The 20,537-nt window shown below is 65.5% G+C and carries 17 protein-coding genes and 1 pseudogene; 9 read left to right on the top strand and 9 right to left on the bottom strand.

All coding sequences use genetic code 11. From position 1 onward, the window contains the following. Positions 1-28: 28 nt before the first annotated feature. From fdxH to AR540_RS22820, 3 genes are all read right to left on the bottom strand, one after another. Positions 29-988, bottom strand: a complete 960-nt coding sequence (fdxH, locus tag AR540_RS22835) for a formate dehydrogenase subunit beta (protein ID WP_059232258.1) — start codon at positions 986-988, stop codon at positions 29-31. After that, positions 988-4,068, bottom strand: coding sequence for a formate dehydrogenase-N subunit alpha (fdnG, locus tag AR540_RS22830; RefSeq protein ID WP_153014303.1), 3,081 nt, complete (start codon positions 4,066-4,068; stop codon positions 988-990). Before fdnG ends, fdxH begins: the two co-directional genes overlap by 1 nt. 126 nt (positions 4,069-4,194) lie before the next feature. Beyond that, complete coding sequence (locus AR540_RS22820; RefSeq protein ID WP_059232255.1) at positions 4,195-6,258, bottom strand: acyltransferase family protein; 2,064 nt, start codon at positions 6,256-6,258, stop codon at positions 4,195-4,197. 440 nt (positions 6,259-6,698) lie between these two features. Here AR540_RS22820 and AR540_RS22815 point away from each other — a divergent pair, with 440 nt between their 5' ends. Both AR540_RS22815 and AR540_RS22810 read left to right on the top strand, forming a co-directional pair. Then, a complete protein-coding gene (locus AR540_RS22815; RefSeq protein WP_059232254.1) occupies positions 6,699-8,159 on the top strand; it encodes a SulP family inorganic anion transporter in 1,461 nt (486 codons plus the stop codon). Positions 8,160-8,219: 60 nt separating this feature from the next. Beyond that, entirely contained in the window at positions 8,220-9,068 is an 849-nt protein-coding gene (locus AR540_RS22810; protein WP_059232253.1) for a universal stress protein, read from the top strand. On the opposite strand, the gene AR540_RS22805 is transcribed toward AR540_RS22810, so the two are convergent. Then, positions 9,065-9,949 (bottom strand): DMT family transporter, encoded by an 885-nt coding sequence (locus tag AR540_RS22805; RefSeq protein WP_059232252.1) that lies wholly within the window; start codon positions 9,947-9,949, stop codon positions 9,065-9,067. The two genes, AR540_RS22810 and AR540_RS22805, sit on opposite strands and share 4 nt — an antisense overlap. Positions 9,950-10,071: 122 nt before the next feature. On the opposite strand from AR540_RS22805, the gene AR540_RS22800 reads away from it, so the two are divergent. Continuing rightward, a complete protein-coding gene (locus AR540_RS22800) occupies positions 10,072-10,953 on the top strand; it encodes a LysR substrate-binding domain-containing protein (protein WP_059232251.1) in 882 nt (293 codons plus the stop codon). Between the two features lie 162 nt (positions 10,954-11,115). On the opposite strand, the gene arfB is transcribed toward AR540_RS22800, so the two are convergent. From arfB to AR540_RS22775, 5 genes are all read right to left on the bottom strand, one after another. Beyond that, positions 11,116-11,526 (bottom strand): alternative ribosome rescue aminoacyl-tRNA hydrolase ArfB, encoded by a 411-nt coding sequence (arfB, locus tag AR540_RS22795; protein ID WP_059232531.1) that lies wholly within the window; start codon positions 11,524-11,526, stop codon positions 11,116-11,118. Between the two features lie 2 nt (positions 11,527-11,528). Continuing rightward, positions 11,529-12,164: a DsbA family protein gene (locus tag AR540_RS22790; RefSeq protein WP_059232250.1), complete on the bottom strand. Its 636-nt coding sequence runs from the start codon at positions 12,162-12,164 to the stop codon at positions 11,529-11,531. Between the two features lies 1 nt (position 12,165). Next, complete coding sequence (trhO, locus tag AR540_RS22785) at positions 12,166-13,119, bottom strand: oxygen-dependent tRNA uridine(34) hydroxylase TrhO (RefSeq protein WP_059232249.1); 954 nt, start codon at positions 13,117-13,119, stop codon at positions 12,166-12,168. A 123-nt stretch (positions 13,120-13,242) separates the two neighbouring features. Beyond that, the gene (locus tag AR540_RS22780) at positions 13,243-13,554 is read right to left on the bottom strand and encodes a BolA family protein (RefSeq protein WP_059232248.1); all 312 of its coding nucleotides are present in this window, start codon (positions 13,552-13,554) and stop codon (positions 13,243-13,245) included. A gap of 120 nt (positions 13,555-13,674) precedes the next feature. After that, entirely contained in the window at positions 13,675-14,211 is a 537-nt protein-coding gene (locus AR540_RS22775) for a DUF2059 domain-containing protein (RefSeq protein WP_059232247.1), read from the bottom strand. 170 nt (positions 14,212-14,381) lie between these two features. Here AR540_RS22775 and AR540_RS22770 point away from each other — a divergent pair, with 170 nt between their 5' ends. The 6 genes and pseudogenes from AR540_RS22770 to AR540_RS22745 all read left to right on the top strand — a co-directional run bounded on the left by AR540_RS22770 (position 14,382) and on the right by AR540_RS22745 (position 20,448). Beyond that, positions 14,382-15,776 (top strand): class II fumarate hydratase, encoded by a 1,395-nt coding sequence (locus AR540_RS22770; RefSeq protein WP_059232246.1) that lies wholly within the window; start codon positions 14,382-14,384, stop codon positions 15,774-15,776. Then, positions 15,763-16,383 (top strand): NAD(P)H-dependent oxidoreductase, encoded by a 621-nt coding sequence (locus tag AR540_RS22765; protein WP_059232245.1) that lies wholly within the window; start codon positions 15,763-15,765, stop codon positions 16,381-16,383. The genes AR540_RS22770 and AR540_RS22765 overlap by 14 nt, the downstream gene beginning before the upstream one ends. Before the next feature lie 330 nt (positions 16,384-16,713). Further along, positions 16,714-16,845, top strand: a pseudogene (locus tag AR540_RS25090) (IS5/IS1182 family transposase); the annotation flags it as partial. Positions 16,846-17,237: 392 nt separating this feature from the next. Continuing rightward, a complete protein-coding gene (locus AR540_RS22755; protein WP_160328356.1) occupies positions 17,238-18,500 on the top strand; it encodes a CHASE2 domain-containing protein in 1,263 nt (420 codons plus the stop codon). A 2-nt stretch (positions 18,501-18,502) separates the two neighbouring features. Continuing rightward, a complete protein-coding gene (locus tag AR540_RS22750) occupies positions 18,503-18,862 on the top strand; it encodes a hypothetical protein (protein WP_059232244.1) in 360 nt (119 codons plus the stop codon). Positions 18,863-18,864: 2 nt separating this feature from the next. Continuing rightward, the gene (locus tag AR540_RS22745; RefSeq protein ID WP_059232243.1) at positions 18,865-20,448 is read left to right on the top strand and encodes a M48 family metallopeptidase; all 1,584 of its coding nucleotides are present in this window, start codon (positions 18,865-18,867) and stop codon (positions 20,446-20,448) included. The last annotated feature ends 89 nt before the right edge of the window (positions 20,449-20,537 follow it).

Below are 20,537 nucleotides of genomic sequence, written 5' to 3'. Positions count from 1 at the left end.
CCCCCGGCTAACCGGGGGCGTACCCCTGCTAGGGCTGCTTGTCGTGCGGATCGAAGATCTGCACGGACGGACTCAGCTGCTTGACCTCGCCCTTGGGCGCATCGCCCTCGGGACGGGGCGGCGCCTCGACTACCTCGTCGTCGTCATCGGTCCGGTTCGGGCCGACACGCACGTAGTGGAAGAAGCCGGCCAGCACCGCCGCGCCCATGGCGAACAGCGCCAGGGGTTTGGTGAACCCCTTCCACAGCCCCACGGTGGGACTGATGGTCGGGTCCTTGGGCAGGTGGTTGTACAGCTGCGGCTGGTCGGCATGGTGCAGCACGTACATGACGTGGGTGCCCCCTACCCCAACCGGGTCGTACAGGCCGGCATTCTCGTAGCCGCGGCTCTTGAGATCGACGATGCGCTCGGCGGCGTGCTCCTTCATGGCGTCCTTGGTACCGAAGACGATGGCGCCGGTCGGGCAGGTCTTGACGCAGGCCGGCTCCAGGCCGACCCCGACCCGGTCCGAACACAGCGAGCACTTGTAGGCCTTGTTGTCCTTCTTCGAGATACGCGGGATATCGAAGGGGCAACCGGCGATGCAGTAGCCGCAGCCGATGCAGTGGTCCTGGTTGAAGTCGACGATGCCGTTGGCGTACTTGACGATGGCCCCCGGACTCGGACAGGCCTTCAGGCAACCCGGCTCGGCGCAGTGCATGCAGCCGTCCTTGCGGATCAGCCACTCCAGCTTGCCGGCCTCGTCCTCGTGCTCGGTGAACCTCATCAGGGTCCAGGAATCCGCGGTGAGGTCCGCCGGGTTGTCGTAGGTGCCGTGGTTGTGACCCACCTCGTCGCGCAACTCGTTCCATTCCGAGCAGGCGACCTGGCAGGCCTTGCAGCCGATGCACTTGGACACATCGATCAGCTTGGCCACTTCCGCCTGGGTGCGCACCGACGAGTAGGCCGTGGTGGTCGCGGAGCGGGCATAGATATCTTGGCTTGCCATCACGCTTTCTCCACGTTGACCAGGAACGACTTGAACTCGGGCGTCTGGGTGTTCCCGTCACCCACGAAGGGGGTCAGGGTGTTGGCCAGATAGCCCATCCGCGCCACGCCGGAGAAGCCCCAGTGGATGGGGATGCCGACGTGGTGCACCGTCTCGCCGTTGACCTGCAGCGGGCGAATGCGCTTGGTCACCACCGCCTTGCAGACGATATGGCCACGCTTGGAGGTGACACGCACCAGATCACCGGCGGCGATGCCCTTCTGCTTGGCCAGCACCTCGCCGATCTCGACGAACTGCTCGGGCTGGATGATGGCGTTGAGGCGGCAGTGCTTGCTCCAGTAGTGGAAGTGCTCGGTCAGGCGGTAGGTGGTGGCCGCATAGGGGAAGTCCTTGCGATCGCCGAAATCCGCCCAGTCGTCCTTGAGCACCCGCGCCGCCGGGCTGCTCGTGGCCTTGCGGTTGTTGGGGTGCAGCGGATTGACGCCGATGGGCGTCTCGAACGGCTCGTAGTGTTCCGGGAAGGGCCCCTCGGCCATCTTGTCCAGGGCGAAGAAACGCGCCACCCCTTCGGGGTTCATGATGAAGGGACTCATGCCGTCGGCCGGCTTGGCGTCGATCTTGTAGTCGGGCACGTCGGTACCGCCCCACTTCTGCGCCTTGTCGTTCCACCACACCAGCTTCTTGCTCGGGTCCCAGGGCTTGCCGCTGAGGTCCGAGGAGGCGCGGTTGTAGAGGATGCGTCTGTTGTTCGGCCACGACCAGGCCCAGCCCAGGGTCTGCCCCATGTGGAAGGGATCGCTGTTGTCGCGCCGCGCCATCTGGTTGCCCTGCTCGGTCCAGGACCCGCAGAAGATCCAGCAACCCGACGCCGTGCTGCCGTCGTCCATCAACTGGCCGAAACCGGCGAGTTGCTGACCGGCCTTGGCCGAGACCGCGCCCTTGGCATCCAGCACGTCGGTGACCGCGTAGCCGTTGTACTCCTTGGCCAGCTCCTCGGGCGAAGGTTCCTCGGGCTTGGCATAGGGCCAGGAGAGCCCCAGGATGGGATCGGGGAAGGCTCCACCCTCCTTGCCATAGGCCTCGCGCAGCTTGAGGAACAGCTCGGCCATGATGGCGATGTCGCTGCGCCCTTCGCCGGGTGCCTCGGCGCCCTTGAAGTGCCATTGCAGCCAGCGGCTGGAGTTGACCAGGGAGCCGTCTTCCTCGGCGAAGCAGGTGGTGGGCAGGCGGAACACCTCGGTCTGGATCTCGGCGGTGTTCACGTCGTTGTGATCGCCATGGTTGCGCCAGAACTCGGAGGTCTCGGTGGCCAGCGGGTCCATGATCACCAGCCACTTGAGCTTGGACAGCCCGCGCAGCACCTTGGCCTTGTTGGGGAAGGCGGCGATGGGGTTGAAGCCCTGGCAGACGTAGCCGTTGACCTGGCCCTTGCCCATCATGTCGAAGTAGCGCAGCACGTCGTAGCCGGCACCGGTGACGTCGACCTTGGGCAACCAGTGGTAGCACCAGTCGTTGTCCTTGGTGGCCTTGTCGCCGTACCAGGCCTTCATCAGGCTGACATGGAACTTGCCGTAGTTCTGCCAGTAGCTCATCTGCCCCGGGCGCAGCGGCTTGCTGGCGCGGCGGGCGATGAAGGTGTTGTAGTCCTGCTCGCCGTCGCCGCCGATGGTCAGGTAGCCGGGCAGCTGGATCGACAGCAGCCCCAGGTCGGTGAGGCCCTGGATGTTGGAGTGACCACGCAGTGCGTTCATCCCACCACCCGGCAGGCCGATGTTGCCCAGCAGCAACTGCACCATGGCACCGCAGCGAATGATCTGCGCCCCGATGGAGTGCTGGGTCCAGCCCAGGGCATAGAGGATGGTCATGACGCGACCGGGCGCGGAGGTCTCGGCGATCTCGGCCCAGACCTTCTGGATCGCGTCGGGCGGCGTGCCGCAGGTCTGGCTGGCCACTTCCAGGGTGTAGCGGCTGTAGTGCTGCTTCATCAGCTGGAAGACGCAACGCGGATCCTGCAGGGTCGGATCGATCTTGACGAAGCCGTCGTCGCCGATCTGATAGCCCCAGTTCACCTTGTCGGTGTAGGTGCGCTTCTCGGCGTCGTAGCCGTTGTACAGGCCGTCCTCGAAGGTGAAGCCTTCCTTCACCAGGAAGCCGGCGTCGGTGTAGTTGCGGACGTACTCCTGCTGGATCTTGTCGTGGGTGATCAGGTAATTGATCAGCCCGCCCAGGAAGGCGATGTCGCTGCCAGTCCGGATCGGCGCGTAGTAGTCGGCGACCGAGGCGGAACGGGTGAAACGCGGATCGACCACGATCAGCCGGGCGTTGTTGTGCGCCTTGGCCTCGGTGACCCATTTGAAGCCGCACGGGTGGGCTTCGGCGGCATTGCCGCCCATGATGAGGACGAGATTGGCGTTCTTGATGTCGCTCCAATGATTCGTCATCGCACCACGGCCAAACGTCGGGGCAAGACCTGCCACCGTCGGGCCGTGTCAGACGCGCGCCTGGTTGTCGAAGGCCAGCAGGCCCAGACTCCGTGCGATCTTCTGCGTCAGATAACCGGTTTCATTGGAGGACGCCGAAGCGGCCAGGAAGCCCGTGGTCAACCAGCGATTGACCGTCTGGCCCTGGTCGTTGGTGGCGATGAAGTTGGCGTCGCGGTCCTCCTTCATCAGGGTGGCGATGCGCCCGAGCGCCTCGTCCCAACTGATGCGGGTCCACTCGTTGCTGCCGGGCTTGCGCACCTCGGGGTACTTGAGGCGATTGGGGCTGTGGATGAAATCCAGCAGGCCGGCGCCCTTCGGGCAGAGGGTGCCGCGGTTGACCGGGTGGTCGGCGTCGCCCTCGATGTGAATGATGTTCTGGGCCACGTTCTTGGCCCGGTCGCCCATGCTGTACATGATCAGGCCGCAGCCGACCGAGCAATAGGGACAGGTGTTGCGGGTTTCCACGGTGTGCGCCAGTTTGAAATGACGCACCTGGTCGGCGAAGGCGGCTGTGGGAGCCATGCCTAACGCCGCCAGGCTGGATCCCGCAAGGCCGACTCCAGCGACCTTGAAGAATTGCCGACGGTTCATATCCACGGTTCTTGTCCTCGTTCAGGCTGGACCCGGTACTTGGCCGGGTCCTGAGGCAAGAGTAACCCAACCGCCCGGCTTATCGAGCACTAAGCGGTTGTCGCCGATCAATGGAAGTCGCCCTTCCATCCCTCAGCCCGAAGCAGCCTGGCGGATGGTCTTTTCCTGCAGGACCGGCGGTGCCGGCTCGGGCTGCAGCGGATTGTCGCCCTGCTCGATCAGGCGCTCGCCGATCAGCCGCGAACCCTCGACGTTCAGGTGGTTGCCGTCCTGGTACAGCGGCGTGCCGTCCAGGGCGGAATGACAGCGCCGGGCATCGCAGGTGATCGCCTTGGGATCCAGGGTCACCAGCTGCGGATAGCGTTGCTTGAGGTCGTCGAGGATCAGGGTGAAGGGCTCCTGGCGTCGCATCACCTCGGCCAGGTCGACGGCGCAATCGTTGCTGGTATGGAACAGGCGATTCTTCACCTGGCAGGTATCACGCCCGGCGCCGACCTCGGGTATGCCGGCGAGGATCACCGGGGTGGCGCCACTCTCGGTGATGATGCGGATGGCATTGTCCATGCCCTCGCGCAGCAGCTCGGCGGGTGTCGCCGCGTCGCCTTCACGGCGCAGCACGTTGTAGTGCGACAGCCCCGTCTCGCTCATGCCTTCCAGGTACATCGGCCAGCGCCCGCCGAGCACCACGTAGCGATAGCCGCCCTCGCGAATGGCCTGGGTCACCACCGGCGCGGTGAGCTGGATGGAGGGGTCCAGGCGATTGCCCGGCCGGGTGATGTAGAGCCCGGAGATACCCGGCAGGTAGAGGGTACCGCTGCGAGTCATGTCGAAGCCGCGCAGGCCGGCGTCCTTGAGCAGCACATCGAGCATCCCGGTGCTGGCGGCGGCGTGGGAATCGCCCACCAGCAGCACGTCCGGCCGCGGCCGGTCGGTGGCGCCCAGGCGGCAGCGCTCCGGCGTCCACTGGGTCGCCACGTTGCCGAACTCCTCGATGAAGCAGCCACCACGTGCGGTGACGAAGCTGCTGTCGAGTGCCTCGACCATGGCCGCGGTGGGGCCGTCGTAACGCTGGGGGAAGCCCTGGAACTTGAGGGTCAGCCCGACCGCCAGGGCACCGACCAGCAAAGGGGCAGCGTAGAGGGCGGCGAAGGTAACGCGCGGCGACCAGCGCAGCCGACCACGGAAGGGTTGCTCGACGAAGCGCCAGGACAGGGTACCCAGCAGCAGCGAGGCCGCCACCAGGCCCAGGCGCAGCGCCAGGTCCTTGGGCAATTCCATGTAGTTGGCGAAGGCCATCAGCGGCCAGTGCCAGAGATAGAGCGAATAGGAGATCAGGCCGACGAACACCAGCGGCCGCTGCGCCAGCAGCCAGCGCGCCGGACCGCGACCGCTCTCGCCGGTCCAGATCAGCAACGTAGCGCCCAGGCAGGGCCAGAGGGCGTTGAAGCCAGGGAACAGGCTGTGGTGATCGAGGGTGAAGGCCGGTACCAGGATCAGCGCCAGGGCCAGCACTCCCAGGGCACTCGCCTGCCCGGCGCTGGGGCGCGGCAGGCGGTCCCAGTAGAGGGCCAGCAGGCTGCCCAGCAGGAGTTCGAAGGCCCGCGCGTGCAGCAGGTAGTAGGCGGCATTGGGCTGGGCGCGAGCGGCCCACTCCGACAGCGCCAAGCCGGCGACGGCCAGCAGGATCGCGGCCTGGCCGCAACGGCGCACGCCCAGCCAGCGATAGCCCAGCAGGAGCAGCACCGGCCAGAACAGGTAGTACTGCTCCTCCACCGCCAGCGACCAGGTGTGCAGCAGCGGCAATTCGTCGGCGGTGGGCGAGAAGTAGCCGTTGCTGGCGCGCCAGAAGAAGACGTTGGCGATCGACAACAAGGCCGCCATCAGGCTCTTGCTGTATACCGCCAGGTCCCGCGGCAGCAGGATGAAGGCCGCCGCCACGCTGGTGACCAGGGCCATGGCGACGAAGGCCGGCAGCAGGCGCCGCACCCGCCGCAGATAGAAGTCGGCGAAGCTGAAGCGACCCTGGGCGATGTCCGGGGCGGTCTTGCGGGTGATCAGATAGCCGGAGATGACGAAGAAGACGTCGACCCCGATGTAGCCGCCGCCGAAGGCGGTGAAGCCGGCGTGGTTGAGGACGACGAGCAGCACGGCGATGGCGCGAAGGCCATCGATGTCCCTGCGATAATTGAGCTCCATGGGGCTGACTCCTGCGTGAGGCCTCGACGGTCCAGTGGCGAAGCGCTCCAGGCTGGTCAGACAGGCTGGAGCGAGGCGCCACTGCAAGGATGTCGCGCATCCCGCTGCGCAACGCGCCTTTGAGTCGCGTTGCCCGGAGATGTTCGCCGGTGACGAGCAGCAACCGGCGAAAGCTTGAACCAGGTCACTTTGTGCAGGTGCGCCCCGACCACGACCACCAGTCCCGCCGATTCGGCGGCAGCGGCAAGTCGTGCTAGTCTGCCCATCTTTCCTCGCGATACCTCGGACCTTTCCCGTCATGTCCAATCGCCTGCCGACGCCGCCATAGCCCCGCGTGCCTCCGCCGCCCGCTACCCTTCCCCGGGGCGTGCGCCCCTCGTCCTGCCCCGTCGTTTTTCGTGACCGCGCGCCAAGGCGCCGTCACCCGTTCTGGATACGCCATGAAAAGAGTCTCCGCCCGCGCCGACATCCTGGCCGGTCTCACCACGTCCTTCGCCCTGGTGCCCGAGTGCATCGCCTTCGCCCTGGTCGCCCATCTGAATCCGCTGATGGGGCTCTACGGCGCCTTCTTCATCTGCACCCTCACCGCTCTGTTCGGCGGTCGACCCGGCATGATCTCCGGCGCCGCCGGCTCCATGGCGGTGGTCATCGTCGCCCTGGTGGTCCAGCACGGCGTGCAGTACCTGCTGGCCACGGTGGTACTCGGCGGCCTGCTGATGATCGCCTTCGGCCTGCTGCGCCTGGGCAAGCTGATCCGCATGGTGCCGCACCCGGTGATGCTGGGCTTCGTCAACGGCCTGGCCATCGTCATCGCGCTGGCCCAGCTGGAGCACTTCAGGCAGGGCGGCGCCTGGCTGAGCGGCGCCCCGCTGTACCTGATGCTCGGTCTCACCGCGGCGACCATAGCCATCATCTGGCTGCTGCCGCGGCTGACCCGCGCGGTGCCACCGGCCCTGGCCGCCATCCTCGGCGTGGGCCTGGCCGTGTATTGCCTCGACCTGCCGACCCGCACCCTGGGCGACATGGCCCATATCGCCGGCGGCCTGCCGCAACTGGCGTTGCCGGATATTCCCTGGACCCTCGACACCCTGCAGATCATCCTGCCCTATGCGGTGCTGATGGCCCTGGTCGGTCTGCTGGAGACCCTGCTGACGCTGAATCTCACCGACGAGATCACCGAGAGCCGCGGCTATCCCAACCGCGAGTGCGTGGCCCTGGGTGCGGCCAACATCGCTTCCGGACTATTCGGCGGCATGGGCGGTTGCGCCATGATCGGCCAGACCATGATCAACCTGAGTTCCGGGGGGCGGGGCCGGCTGTCCGGGGTGGTCGCCGGAGGGCTGATGCTGCTCTTCGTACTGTTCCTCTCGCCGCTGATCGAGCGGATTCCGCTGGCCGCCCTGGTGGGTACCATGTTCGTGGTCGCCCAGCAGACCTTCGCCTGGGCCTCGCTACGAGTGCTGCACCGGGTGCCGCGCAGCGACATGCTGATGATCGTCGCGGTCACCGTCATCACGGTGTTCGCCGACCTGGCCACCGCCGTGCTCTGCGGCATCGTCCTGGCAGCGCTCAACTTCGCCTGGCAGCACGCCCGCCGGCTCTATGCGGACAGCCACCTGGACACCGACGGCAGCAAGAAGTACCAGGTGCACGGCACCCTGTTCTTCGCCTCCACCGCTACCTTCCTCAACCAGTTCGACCCGGCCGGCGATCCGCCGAAGGTGATGGTGGACTGCCGCCACCTGAGCTTCGTCGACTACTCGGCGGTCGCGGCGCTGCGCACCCTGCACGAACGCTACGCCAAGGCCGGCAAGCGGGTACGGGTGCTGCACCTGTCCCAGCGCTGCAAGCAACTGCTGCGCCGGGGCGGCGTGAGCGACGACCTCGTCCGCGGCGATTGAACCCCGGGCGCCGCGCCCGGGTCTGTCGCAGCAACGCCCTGCTCTCGGAGACCCGCGGCCATGCCCAAGATCCTCGCCTGCCTCGACGGCTCGGCCGTGAGCGCCGCCGTCTGCGACTTCGCCGCCTGGGCCGGTAACGCGCTAGGCGTACCCCTGACCCTGCTGCACGTACTGGACCAGCGCCGCTTTCCCCGCCCTGGTCACGGTGTCCCGGCGCCGCTGCTGGGCAATCGCGAACAGTTGCTCACCGAACTGGCGGCCCTGGATGCCCAGCGTGGCAGCCTGGCCGAAGACCAGGGCCGACTGCTGCTCGATGCCGCCCAGCTGCGGGTAGAGCAGCAGCGGGCCCAGTGCGCCGGCGCCGTGCTGCAGCACGGCGATCTGATGACTTCGCTGGAAAGCCTGCAGGAAGACTTCGATCTCATCGTGCTCGGTCGCCAGGGCGAGGACAGCCCGCCCAAGCGGCTGATCGGCCGCCACCTGGAAAGCGCCATCCGCCTGCTGCAGCGTCCGCTGCTGGTGGCCGGCCATCAATTCGTCGACCCCAAGGGCGTGTTGCTGGCCTACGACGACAGCAGCAGTGCGCGCAAGGCGGTCACCTGGGTAGCGACCTGTCGGCTGTTCGAGGGCCTGGCCTGCCACCTGGTGACCGTTGGCCGCGACCGCGAGGAACGCCGCGCCGCCCTCGCCCGCGCCGCCGCCGAACTCCGTGCCGGGGGCCGCCAGGTCACCACCGCCTTCACCGACGGCGACGTGGAACTGGGCCTGGAGCGCTACCGCAAGCAGCACGGCCTGGAGCTGGTGGTGATGGGCGCCTTCGGTCATTCCCGTCTGCGCCACTTCTTCATGGGCAGCAACACCCGCAACATGCTGGAAGCCGCTGGCAGTGCCCTGATCGTGGTGCGCTAGCCGCTGGCACGAGTACGTCCCCGTTGCACCAGAGCGATCCCCAGCAGGATCACTCCCGCTGCGGACAGTTCACGCAGCCCCACCGCCTCGCCATTGGCCCAGCCGATGATCAGGGCTACCGCCGGAGTGAGATAGGTCGCGGCCGCCGAAGCGACGGCGCCCAGCCGCTCGAGCAGGGCGTAATAGATCAGGAAGGCCAGCCCGGTGCCCAACACGCCAAGCCCTAGGGTCACCCCCGCCAGCGCCCGCGGTTGTCGCAGCAAGTCGCCCATGCCCGAGGTATCGGTGACCAGCAGCAATAGCGCCAGGGCCAGCCCCATCTGCCAGGTCACCAGCGCCAGGGGCGGCAGGCCGTGGGGCGCGAGAAACCGGCAGACATAGACGTAGGAACCGCCGAACAGCGCCGCCGCCCCGAGCATCCAGAGCACACCCCGGCCATCCAGCATCGCCACTGTGCCCTGCCAGGGCGCGATCAACAGCACCACGCCGATAAAACCGAGCCAGACACCGCCGAGCATGGCGGCATTGGGCCTCTGAGCAGGAAGAAACAGCAGGCTGGCAAGGGTGGTGAACAGGGCGATGGTCCCGCCCAGCACGCCGGCGACGGCGGACGGCAGCAGCTCGGTCCCCTTGGCGATGGCGAAGTAGTAGAACGCCGTGGCGAGTACCGCCATCACGCCGAAATGCGGCAGCAGCCGCAGTTGCCCGCGCTCCATCACCCCTCGCCGCCACGCCACCAGCAGCAAGGGCACGAAGCCGCAGGCGACTCGCAGCAGGGTCATCTGCGCCGGCGAGATGACTTCGGCAGCCAGTTTCATGTAGATGAAGTTCGACCCCCAGCACAGTCCGAGTGCCCCGAACATCACGACGGTAAGACCCATTCCCCCTCCTGGCAACTGCTGCCGAATCATGGAATAAAGGTCTTTATCTACAGGGTTTGCGCCAGTTCCTGGCACGCTATCCACTAAATCCAGCCAATAGCAGAACTAGGGTCAGGACGACCATGACGACCAGCCAGCGCCTCCCCCCGTTGAAAGCCCTGCACGCCTTCGAAGCCGCGGGACGGCGCGGCAGCTTCCAGGCTGCCGCCGAGGAGCTTTCCGTCACCCAGGCGGCGGTTGCCCAGCAGGTGCGCCTGTTGGAGCAACGCCTGGGTTTTCCACTGTTCCTGCGTCAGCGACGGGGTGTGCAACTGAGCGAGCGCGGTCGCGCCTACTTCCAGGACGTGCAGCGCGCCTTCGCCTTGCTGCGCGAGGCCACCGACGCGCTGCTGTCGCGCAAGCGGGTGATCACGGTGAGCGTGACCCCCACCTTCGCCGCCAAATGCCTGATCCCGCAACTGCCGGCCTTCGCCCAGGCCCACCCCGACCTCGATCTGCGGGTGCAGGCCAGTGATGTCCTGGTGGACTTCGCCCGGGATGGCGTCGATGTGGCGATACGCCTCACCCGCCAGCCCACACAGCGCGGCGTGACAGCAGACTTCCTCTTCGCCGAGCTGATCGTGGTGGCCAGCCCTGCGCTGATCGGCGCCCAGCCCCTGCCCCTGGATGCGGTGACGCTTGCCCGCCATGCCCTGCTCAACGACGGCCAGGCCGATTGGCCAGCGGTGCTGGACGGCCAACCGGTGCACCGGGAACTGCACATGAACCAGGCCGCCTTGGCCATAGACGCTGCTCTGGCCGGTCAGGGTATAGCCATGGTCAATCGCTGCTTCGTCCGCGAGGCCCTGGAAAGACGTCAGTTGCTACAGGTCGTGGCCGGGTCTGTCCAGAGCGACTGGGGTTACTACCTGGTCATGCCGACCCGCAATCGCACGGACGCCGCCCTTCGGGCGGTCGGCGAGTGGCTGAAGACGCTGGCGAATGACAGCGCCACGCCGCGCTGACGCGGTTAGAAGCTGTTCACGATCTGCTGCGCGTCGGCCAGACGGCGTTGAAAAGGCCTTCGAAAGGCTCATTTACCACTCGTAAATTGCGCTTTCTCAGGTGCTTTCGCGGGGCCGCCCAGGCCTTGTTTGCCTCTAGCTCGCGAGACTTTGAACAGGCTCTTAGAAATCCACCCGCCCGCGACTGGCCTTGAGACCGCTGCGGCGCGACTTGCCTTCCAGGCGGCGCTGCTTGGAGCCGTAGGTGGGCTTGGTCGGACGACGCGCCTTTTCCTGGACGTTGGCGGCGGCGATCAACGCGGCCAGGCGTTCCAGGGCATCGGCGCGATTCTGTTCCTGGGTGCGGTACTGCTGCGCCTTGATCACCACCACGCCGTCACGGCTGATGCGCTGGTCACGCAAGGCCAGCAGGCGCTCCTTGAGCGGCTCGGGCAGCGACGACGCCTGGATGTTGAATCTCAGGTGGACGGCGCTGGAGACCTTGTTGACGTTCTGCCCACCGGCACCCTGGGCGCGTACCGCCGTGAGCTGGATGTCCTGCTCGGGTAGCGTCAGGCGCTCGTCGATGACCAGGGTCACGCCGGTTGCGCGCCGCGAGTCAGCCAGGCGTCCAGCAGGGGTTCCAGCTCGGCGAGCGGCTGGTAGCCGTTGGTGATCAGGGCCAACTGGCCGTTGCGCTCGGCCAGCAGGGTGGGAAAGCCGGCGATGCCCAGGTTCAGCGCCCAGTCGAAGTCCGCCTGGGTAGCCCGGTGCGCCGGCTCGCCATCGAACAGCGGAGCGAATTCGATGCGCGGCAGGCCGCAGGCTTCGGCCAGTTCCACCAGCAGCGCCGGCTGGGTGACGTCGCGCGCCTCGACGTAGAAGGCCTGCTGGATACGCTTGGCCAGGTCCCAGACGGCCTCCTCGTCGAGTTGGCGGGCAGCGACCAGGGCGCGACAGGCCGGCTCGGTGTCGTACACCAGGCCTTCCGGCGGTCCCTGGTCCAGGGCGAAGGGCTGGCCGGTGGTTTCCTGCACCGCCTGCCAGTAGGCCAGGGTACGCACCCGGCTGGCGGCGTCCTGGGCCACGCGCTCGCGGCGCAGGCCGCCGACCACGATGCGCAGGGGAATGCCCTGCTCGGCCGCCCGCTGCGCCAGATGATCCACCACCGGGGCGAAGCCCCAGCACCAGGAGCACATGGGGTCCATCACATAGAGCAGGCGACAGGGCATCCTAGACCTCCTCGGGGTGGAGTGTAACGTTCAGCCGCGGATCGCGGCCGATGGGATGGGGCTCGTTGCGCAGCCGGGCGAGTTCGATCTGCTTCTGCCGCTCGCGCGCGCCGGCACGGGTCTTCTCCGACAGCGAATCCCAGCAGTGCGGGCAACTGATGCCGGGGCTGTAGTGCGGCGACTGCATGTCTTCCGGCGAGACCGGCGTGCGGCAGGCATGGCACTGGTCGTAGACCCCTTCGGCGAGGTCATGGGTCACGGTGACGCGGTTGTCGAAGACGAAGCACTCGCCTTCCCAGCGGGACTCGGCCGCGGGCACCTCTTCGAGGTACTTGAGGATGCCGCCCTTGAGGTGGAACACCTCGGGAAAGCCTTCCTGGAGCATGAAGCTCGATGCCTTCTCGCAACGGATGCCACCGGTGCAGAACATGGCGACCTTCCTGTGCCGGGCCGGATCGAAGTGTCCGCGGATGTAGGCGGGAAAATCGCGGAAGCTCTTGGTCTTGGGATCGATGGCGCCCTTGAAGCTGCCGATGCCCACCTCGTAGTCGTTGCGGGTATCGATCACCAGGACTTCGGGGTCGTCGACCAGGGCGTTCCAGTCGCGTGGTTCGACGTAGGTGCCCACCCGCCGGTTGGGATCGACCCCGGGCACGCCCAGCGTGACGATCTCCTTCTTCAGCTTGACCTTGGTGCGGTAGAAGGGCTGCTCGGCGCAGTAGGATTCCTTGTGGTCGATGTCGACCAGGCGCGGATCGGCGCGCAGCCAGTCGAGTACCGCATCGATGCCGGCACGGCTGCCGGAGACGGTGCCATTGATGCCTTCCTCGGCCAGCAGCAGGGTGCCCTTGACGTCGTGCGCCAGCAGGGTCTGCAACAGGGGTTCACGCAATTGGACGTAGTCGTCCAGGGTGACGAACTTGTACAAGGCCGCCACGACAATCTTGTCGGTCATCTTCGAGTTCCCAGGGGTCGCCCTCGCAAAGGGCGGACCGGTTAGACGAAAACGCCGGCAAGGATGCCGGCGTCGGTCAAATTTTAACCAATTAGCGAGGCGCCGAACAGTGGCGCCTTGAGATCAGCCCGCCAGGTCGTGCTGGCTGCCGCCGCGGCAGGTGGGCGAATCCGGGGCCTGGCCCTGGGCGGCCCACTCTTCCGGGGTGTAGGTATGCAGCGCCAGGGCGTGGAACTGGCCCATGAGCTCACCGAGGGTGCCGTAGACCTTCTGGTGGCGCTTGACCGCGTTGAGGCCGGCGAAATGCTGGCTGACCACCACCGCCTTGTAGTGGGTCTCCTGGCCGCGGCTGTGCATGTGGCTCTCGTCCGCCACCTCCAGGTGCTCGGGTTGCAACAGGCCCAGGCTGGACTGGATACGTTCGCGCATGCTCATGGGGCTACCTCATTTGTGAGAACCATCATTCTAACGGGCTCGCGCTCAGGTCGGAATCGCCCCGTCGGCCCGGAAACGACGAAGCCCGGAACGGGTCCGGGCTTCGCGGGCAAGGCGGGATCAGCGCTTGGCGGGCGGAGCGCCGTTGGCGGCACCTGCCGGCGGCTTGACCCCCAGCTCCTTGTCCATCTCGGCGAGGATACCGTTGACCTTGGGTACCGCCTGCTCCAGCTTGGCCTGGGTCAGCTCGGCGGACTGGGCGGACAGCCGCGGCATGGTGACCAGCATCTTCTTGCCCAGGTCGGACTGGTAGAACTTGATCAGGCCTTCCAGCTCGTCTTCGGTGAAGGTGTCGGTGTACAGCTTGACCATGTCGGGCTTGATCTTGTCCCAGCCGATGGTGCTGTCCAGCGCCTGATTGGCACGGGCGGTGTAGCTTTCCAGCACAGCCTTCTTGCCGGGCGCCTTGGCCTGTTCGAAGTGCTGGGCGAAGAGTTGCTGCACCTGGGCGTAGACCGGAGTGGTCAGCTTGTCGGCGTTGGCCAGCTTGAGAAAGCGCTCCGCGTCGGCCGCGTGGCTCTTGGCATCGGCCAGGGCGAAGCTGCTGGCGCTGGCGAGGACGATGACAGCGCCGAGCGTACGGAGGGTCTTCTTCATGGGCATCCTTCAGGAGGCTGAAAATGGACCGCGAGTGTGCCATAGGGCGGCTGAACCTGGCCTGAATTTATCGTGGACGACCCATTACTTGAGAATACTTCCCATTTGGGAACCCTGGCGCTAACCTGCTGCCCAAGTTAGCTGGACCCACCTTAGCTATGGAGACCGCCATGAGCCGCACCGAAACCGATAGCATCGGCCCCATCGAAGTAGCCGACGACGTCTACTGGGGCGCCCAGACCCAGAGATCGCTGGAGAACTTCGCCATCGGCGACCAGCACATGCCGCTGGCGGTGGTGCATGCCCTGGCCACGGTGAAGAAGGCGGCGGCGCGGGTGAACCTGAGCCTGGGTGAACTGCCCGAAGACGTCGCCACCCTGATCGAGAAGGCCAGCAGCGAGATCCTCGACGGCTTCCATGACGACCAGTTTCCCCTGGTGGTCTGGCAGACCGGCAGCGGCACCCAGAGCAACATGAACGTCAACGAGGTCATCGCCGGCCGCAGCAACGAGCTGGCCGGCAACGGCAAGGGTGGCAAGAAGCCCGTGCATCCCAACGACCACGTCAACCGCGGCCAGAGCTCCAACGACTGCTTCCCCACCGCCATGCACATCGCCACGGCCCTGGCGGTGCAGAACGATCTGCTGCCGGCCATCGCCGAGCTGTCCGGCGGCCTGGCGCTACAGTCCGCGCGCTACCAGCACCTGGTCAAGACCGGGCGCACCCACATGATGGATGCCACTCCGGTGACCTTCGGCCAGGAACTGTCGGCCTTCGTCGCCCAGCTGGATCTGGCCGAACGGGCCATTCGCAACGCCCTGCCGGCGGTCATGGAGCTGGCCCAGGGTGGCACGGCCGTGGGTACCGGCCTGAATGCGCCCAAGGGCTTCGACGAAGCCATCGCCAAGGAAATCGCCGAACTCACCGGCCTGCCCTTCGTCACCGCGCCGAACAAGTTCGCCGCCCTCGCCGGCCATGAACCGCTGGTGGCCCTGCACGGCGGCCTCAAAACCCTGGCCGTGGCGCTGATGAAGATCGCCAACGACCTGCGGCTGCTGGGCTCCGGTCCGCGTGCGGGCTTCGCCGAGGTCAAGCTGCCGGCCAACGAACCGGGCAGCTCCATCATGCCGGGCAAGGTCAATCCGACCCAGTGCGAGGCCCTGTCGATGCTGGCCTGCCAGGTGATCGGCAACGACGTCACCGTCGGCTTCGCCGCCAGCCAAGGGCATCTGCAGCTCAACGTCTACAAGCCGGTGATCGCCCACAACGTGCTGGAATCCATCCGCCTGCTGGCCGATGGCTGCCGCAACTTCAACACCCATTGCGTCACTGGCATGGAGCCGGACGAGCACAAGATGGCCGAGCACCTGGAGCAGGGACTGATGCTGGTGACCGCGCTCAATCCGCACATCGGCTACGACAAGGCCGCCGAGATCGCCAAGAAGGCCTACGCCGAGAACAAGACCCTGCGCGCCGCCGCGCTGGAACTCGGCCACCTGACCGATGCCCAGTTCGACGAGTGGGTCCGTCCGGAAACCATGCTGGAAGCTGGTGGCCGTGGCTGAAGCCCGCGGCGCCACGCCGCTGGAAGGAGATGGCCGGCGGCTGCTGGTCATCCAGGGCAATCCCAAGCGCACCAGTTTCTGCCAGTCGCTGGCCGATGCCTATGTCCAGGGCGCCCAGGCCAGTGGCCAGGTGGTGCGCCAGCTGAAACTGGCCGAGGCCCAGTTCGACCCGGTGCTGCGCGAGGGCTATGACCTCTCGCAGACGCTGGAGCCGGACCTGCTGGAGGCCCAGCGGCAGATCCACTGGGCCGAGCACCTGGTGTTCATCTATCCAGTGTGGTGGAACGGCCTGCCGGCGCTGCTGGCGGGCTTTCTCGAACGGGTGCTGCAACCGGGCTTCGCCTTCGCCCAGCGCGACCAGACCTGGGGCGGTGAGCCCCTGCTGGCCGGACGCAGTGCCGAGCTGCTGGTCACCTCCGACACCCCGCCCTCCCCCTGGCAACGCCTGCGCAACCAGGCGCCCCACCGCCAGGGTATCCAGGAAGGTCTCGAAGCCTGTGGCATACAGGTATTGCAGGTGCACGAGTACTCGCCGGTACGAGCGGCCGACGAGGAACAGCGGTTGCGCTGGTTGCAGGAGGTGGAGCGGCTGGGGCGGAACGAGTAGGCGCACCTGTGCTATCGCGGCCATGGGCCGCTCCTACACTGAACCGTAGGAGCAACTGTCTTCGCCTGAGCCACCGAAGACGACATCTGCTCGAAGCGCCCCCTCTCCCTCCGGGAGAGGGTTGGGGTGAGGGCCGCCTTGCAGGAAGCCTCCAGAGGAAAAGGCCGTACCGTTTTCTACGCTACGGATCTCATCTGATCTTTTATCGCGGCCATGGGCCGCTTGTGTCTTGGCTTGCCGTTAGGATGGAGGTGAGAGCAGCAGGGGGCAGGCTGTAGGGCCGCAGTGTTTCGAGCACGTGTAGGAGCCGGTCCCGCCCCCTGCTGACCGATGTTCGGCTGGCTGAAGGAGAGTCGCAGGATCGGCACTCGCTACGACAAGCTGGCAAAAAGTTTCGCGGCGATGGTCACGCTCGCTTGCACGCTGCGCTGTCTGCGCCAGTATTTTTCGTACAGAGCCTAGAAGTCCCACGAGCTACGACCAAACAAGGCGAAAATGGCTGAGGAAGCCGTTTTTGCGGGAGTTGAATGAGCATTCCGAACCATTTCAACGTCGTTGACTGACGCACAGCAGACTTCGAACAGGCTCTCAGTGCCACCGCGGGGTAACAACGCACAGTGGATAAAGGCTGCCTATTCCATAGCCATTGCAGCCAATACGACGGAGGAATCCAAGCGGTGCCAGGCTGGCAAGGGAAAGCCAGGAGGTCTGGCGAACGGTCCCCAGACAGCGCAAATGTGACGGAGTTTGCAAAAAACGGCCTATTGCCGCAGAGTGGCCTTGCTTGGAGCAGGGAGTGCTTTTTGATGTGCGAGGGAGTGCCACCGAGGCCTACGGCCGGCCTAGGTCGTCGGTTGCTGCTGGGTGTACTGGGACTGATGATCCTGGCCTGCGATCCCCTGGGCCTCTCCAGCGCCACGGACAAGGCCAGCGAGCAATTCTTCAATCGCCTGTTGTCAGTCTTCTATCCTGATCGTGGACAGCAACAGATCGTCCTGTTGTTGCTGGACGATGCCTTCCTGCTTCGTCATGACCTGCATTGGCCGCTGCCTTACCAAGAGCAGGCTAAGGTGCTGGCGCGCCTGCTGCATTATCGGCCCCAGGCAGTGTTCGTCGACCTGTTGTACAGCCACGATCACTCTCGGGCGAACGAGACACCACAGGTGCTGGCCAATGTCTTCGCTCGTTATACCCAACAAGACATTCCGGTGTTACTCGCCAGTACTGGGCAGACGCTTCCGCAAACGGATCAGGTGGACACCCTGTCTGCGCTGGCAGCGGTGACGAAGCCTGCCGTCGTCCAGTGGGATGGCCAGGGGGAACGCTATCCGCTCACCGTAACCGGCCGTGACGGTCAGCCGCTGTCCACACCTGCCTATGCGCTCTATCAGGAGCATTGCCAACGACAGCAGGGCTGCGAGACGCGCGAGCTGCCAGTGGACGCGCCTCCCATCGCGGTGCAATGGGGACTGCACACGGCCGACCAGCAACCGCTGCTCAGCAACAGTCAGCATTGCCAACTGCGCTCCAGTGCCCTGGCGGAAACCTTCCAAATGGTGCTGTCGGCGCTGTTCTGGCGCTTTTCCAGCCCTGCCGCCCTACCCTGCCCCTACACCCTCACCCTCAATGCGGCGGAATTGGAAACTACCCTGCCCGAGGAGCGAGCACTGCTACGCAGCGTGTTGCAGGGTCGTCTGGTGCTGGTGGGTGCCGACATCACTGGCGCAGCGGACCGCATCTTTTCCCCGGTTCACGGGCAGATCCCGGCGGTCTATCAGCACGCCATGGCCTTGGACAATCTCCTTACCTTACAGACTGGTTACTACCGAGATCCGCCAAACCTGGGCGATACCTCATTGGATTTGATCAGCGTCATCGGCCTGTGCTTTGCGGCCGCCATCCTCGCTATCGCCCTGATGCGCGATCAAGGCTGGTTCATACGGACTTACCTGAGAACGGGACTAGCGCTCCTCCTGCTGATCGTCACGGTCCTTTGCTACCAATTGCGCCTAACACCGCTCAACGTGGTGGGTCTGGGCCTGCTCAGCCTTACCCTTTTTCGTCACCACCTCGAGGCTCGGGCGGAGACCCGAGATCATGCTCGGCAAGGAGAATGATCATGCTCAAAGTCTGGCTAGCCAGCGCACTGCTCGCTGTATCCCTGGAACTCCAGGCGGCTCCCCTCGCGGTCGTGGCCATCGAAAGCGATCCCTTGAGCCTGCTGGACCAGTACGGTAAACCACTGGGCAACCTGTCGCGGGATCGTTTGCCCTCGCTGCCGCTGCCCGTTTTGGCGACCAATGAACTGGATCTGGTAGAGGTGCAACTGGATGGTCGGCGAGTCTGGCTGGACCGGATGGACGTACGCCTGAACCAGGGCGAAGCAGTACGGATGCCTTGCGCCAAGTTGGCCAGTGGTACGGCCGACCGCAGCAGCGGTGCCACCCTGGGCTACGGCGCTGGCTGCAATAAGGAGTAGCGATGAACCCCTCCCGCACTGCCCTGTCGCTCATGCTGGGATGCATCGTTCTGAGCGGCTGTGGCACGATCACAGGCGCGCCCGATGCCCTGGCCAATCTGTCGGGAAAACATACGTATGCCAGCTTCGAGGGTCGCTACCTGGATCAACCCGAGGTTCGCGCCCATCGCCAGCTCGATGTCCAGCACGTCGAGAATCTGCGCCTGAGCTACGATGGCAGAAGTCTTCCGGCCAACGAGGTACGGCAGCAGAACCTCGTCGCCATTCCCCCGCTGCAGGATTACCTGGACGGCATCGTACAAAGGCTCGGCCGTGGCTGGCCGGGAGACTTGCCGCCACTCAAGGTCGGGCTGGTCGACAGCTATGCCTTTGGCCCTTCGGCCGATCCCTACGGCAATCTGTTCGTACCCTTGGGCATGCTGGAAAACGTTGCCAGCGAAGACGAGATAGCTGCCATGCTGGCTCACGAGATGAGCCATGTTCTGCTGCGTCACCATGACCGACGCAAGGCGTTCATCCAGCAGAAGGAAACAGTCACTCAGTTGGCGACGTTGGCGATCATGGGCGCAACGGTGGCCGATACCCGCATGGACCGACTGGGCGACCAAGTCCGTTTCAACCAGAAGAATCCTGCGGAAACGGGCAAGACGATCAACCGGACCCTCCTCTACAGTGCCCTGATCAACAGCTTTTCCGACAACGTCTGGAACACTGCCTGGGGCCGTGTTCAGGAAGACCAGGCCGACCTGCTCGGTGCCGACCTGCTGATCCGCGCCGGTTATGCCCCGCGGGCAGCCAGCCATAGCCTGCAACGCCTGGACGATTACCAGGGCAAGCAGACGCCGCTGATGACTACCTTTCTCCAGCAGCGCCAGCTGGGCCTGAGCTCGGCAGCCAACAAGCTGGATGTGGACGGGGTGCTCAAGGAAGCTCAGACCTTTCTCAATCAGGGCGTGCTGGTAGGCATTACCACTGCCAGTGACTACCTGCAGCGATCGCACATGTCACCCGCGCAACGTGACAAGGATCTGCGTCAGTACCTGCAGCGGGAGTATCGGGCAGAGCGGCGCGCCCAGGTGGAACGCTCGCGCTGGGCGCGCCTGCGCGACGATCCTCAGGTACAGGCCGCGCTCGATGCCTACCGAGATGCCTATGGGGCCAATGTGGCGCTGGAGCGCAAGGATATGCGAGGTGCCCAAGCATTGGTCGAGCGAGCCCTGTCATCGCCAGTGGCCAACCAACCCGGCATCCGTCGTGCAGCCTTCAATCTTCAGCTGGCGCAGGGCAATCGGCGGCAGGCGGCGGCGACCCTGCAGGCCATCGAGGACTGGCATCTCGCAAGTCCGGAGCTGTACGAGCTGGCGATTTCCGTACGCCTGAACAGCGGCGATCCTCAGGGCGCGCAGGCGTTGATCGATCAAGGCGAGCGAAACTTCGGTTCCGAAGAAATGTTCATCCTGCAAAAGATCAATGTTGCACGGCAACTCAAGGACCAGCCCGCCCAGCAGCGACTGGGCAAGAAATGCCTGGCCTATCCCAGCGTCAAGGCCAGCTGCATGGAGTTGGTGCCTGAGTTGAAAGCCTGATCTGTCACACAGGGATCTTTCCTAGCCATGGAGACCATCCCCGATTCGTCGTGCGAATGCTTTACATGGCCATCTTGGTCCATTTTTGG

This window comes from Pseudomonas sp. EpS/L25, assembly GCF_001512295.1.
GTDB lineage: Bacteria > Pseudomonadota > Gammaproteobacteria > Pseudomonadales > Pseudomonadaceae > Chryseomonas.
Note: the sequence above shows the minus strand (reverse complement) of the source record. Positions and strands in the feature narration are given on the sequence as shown.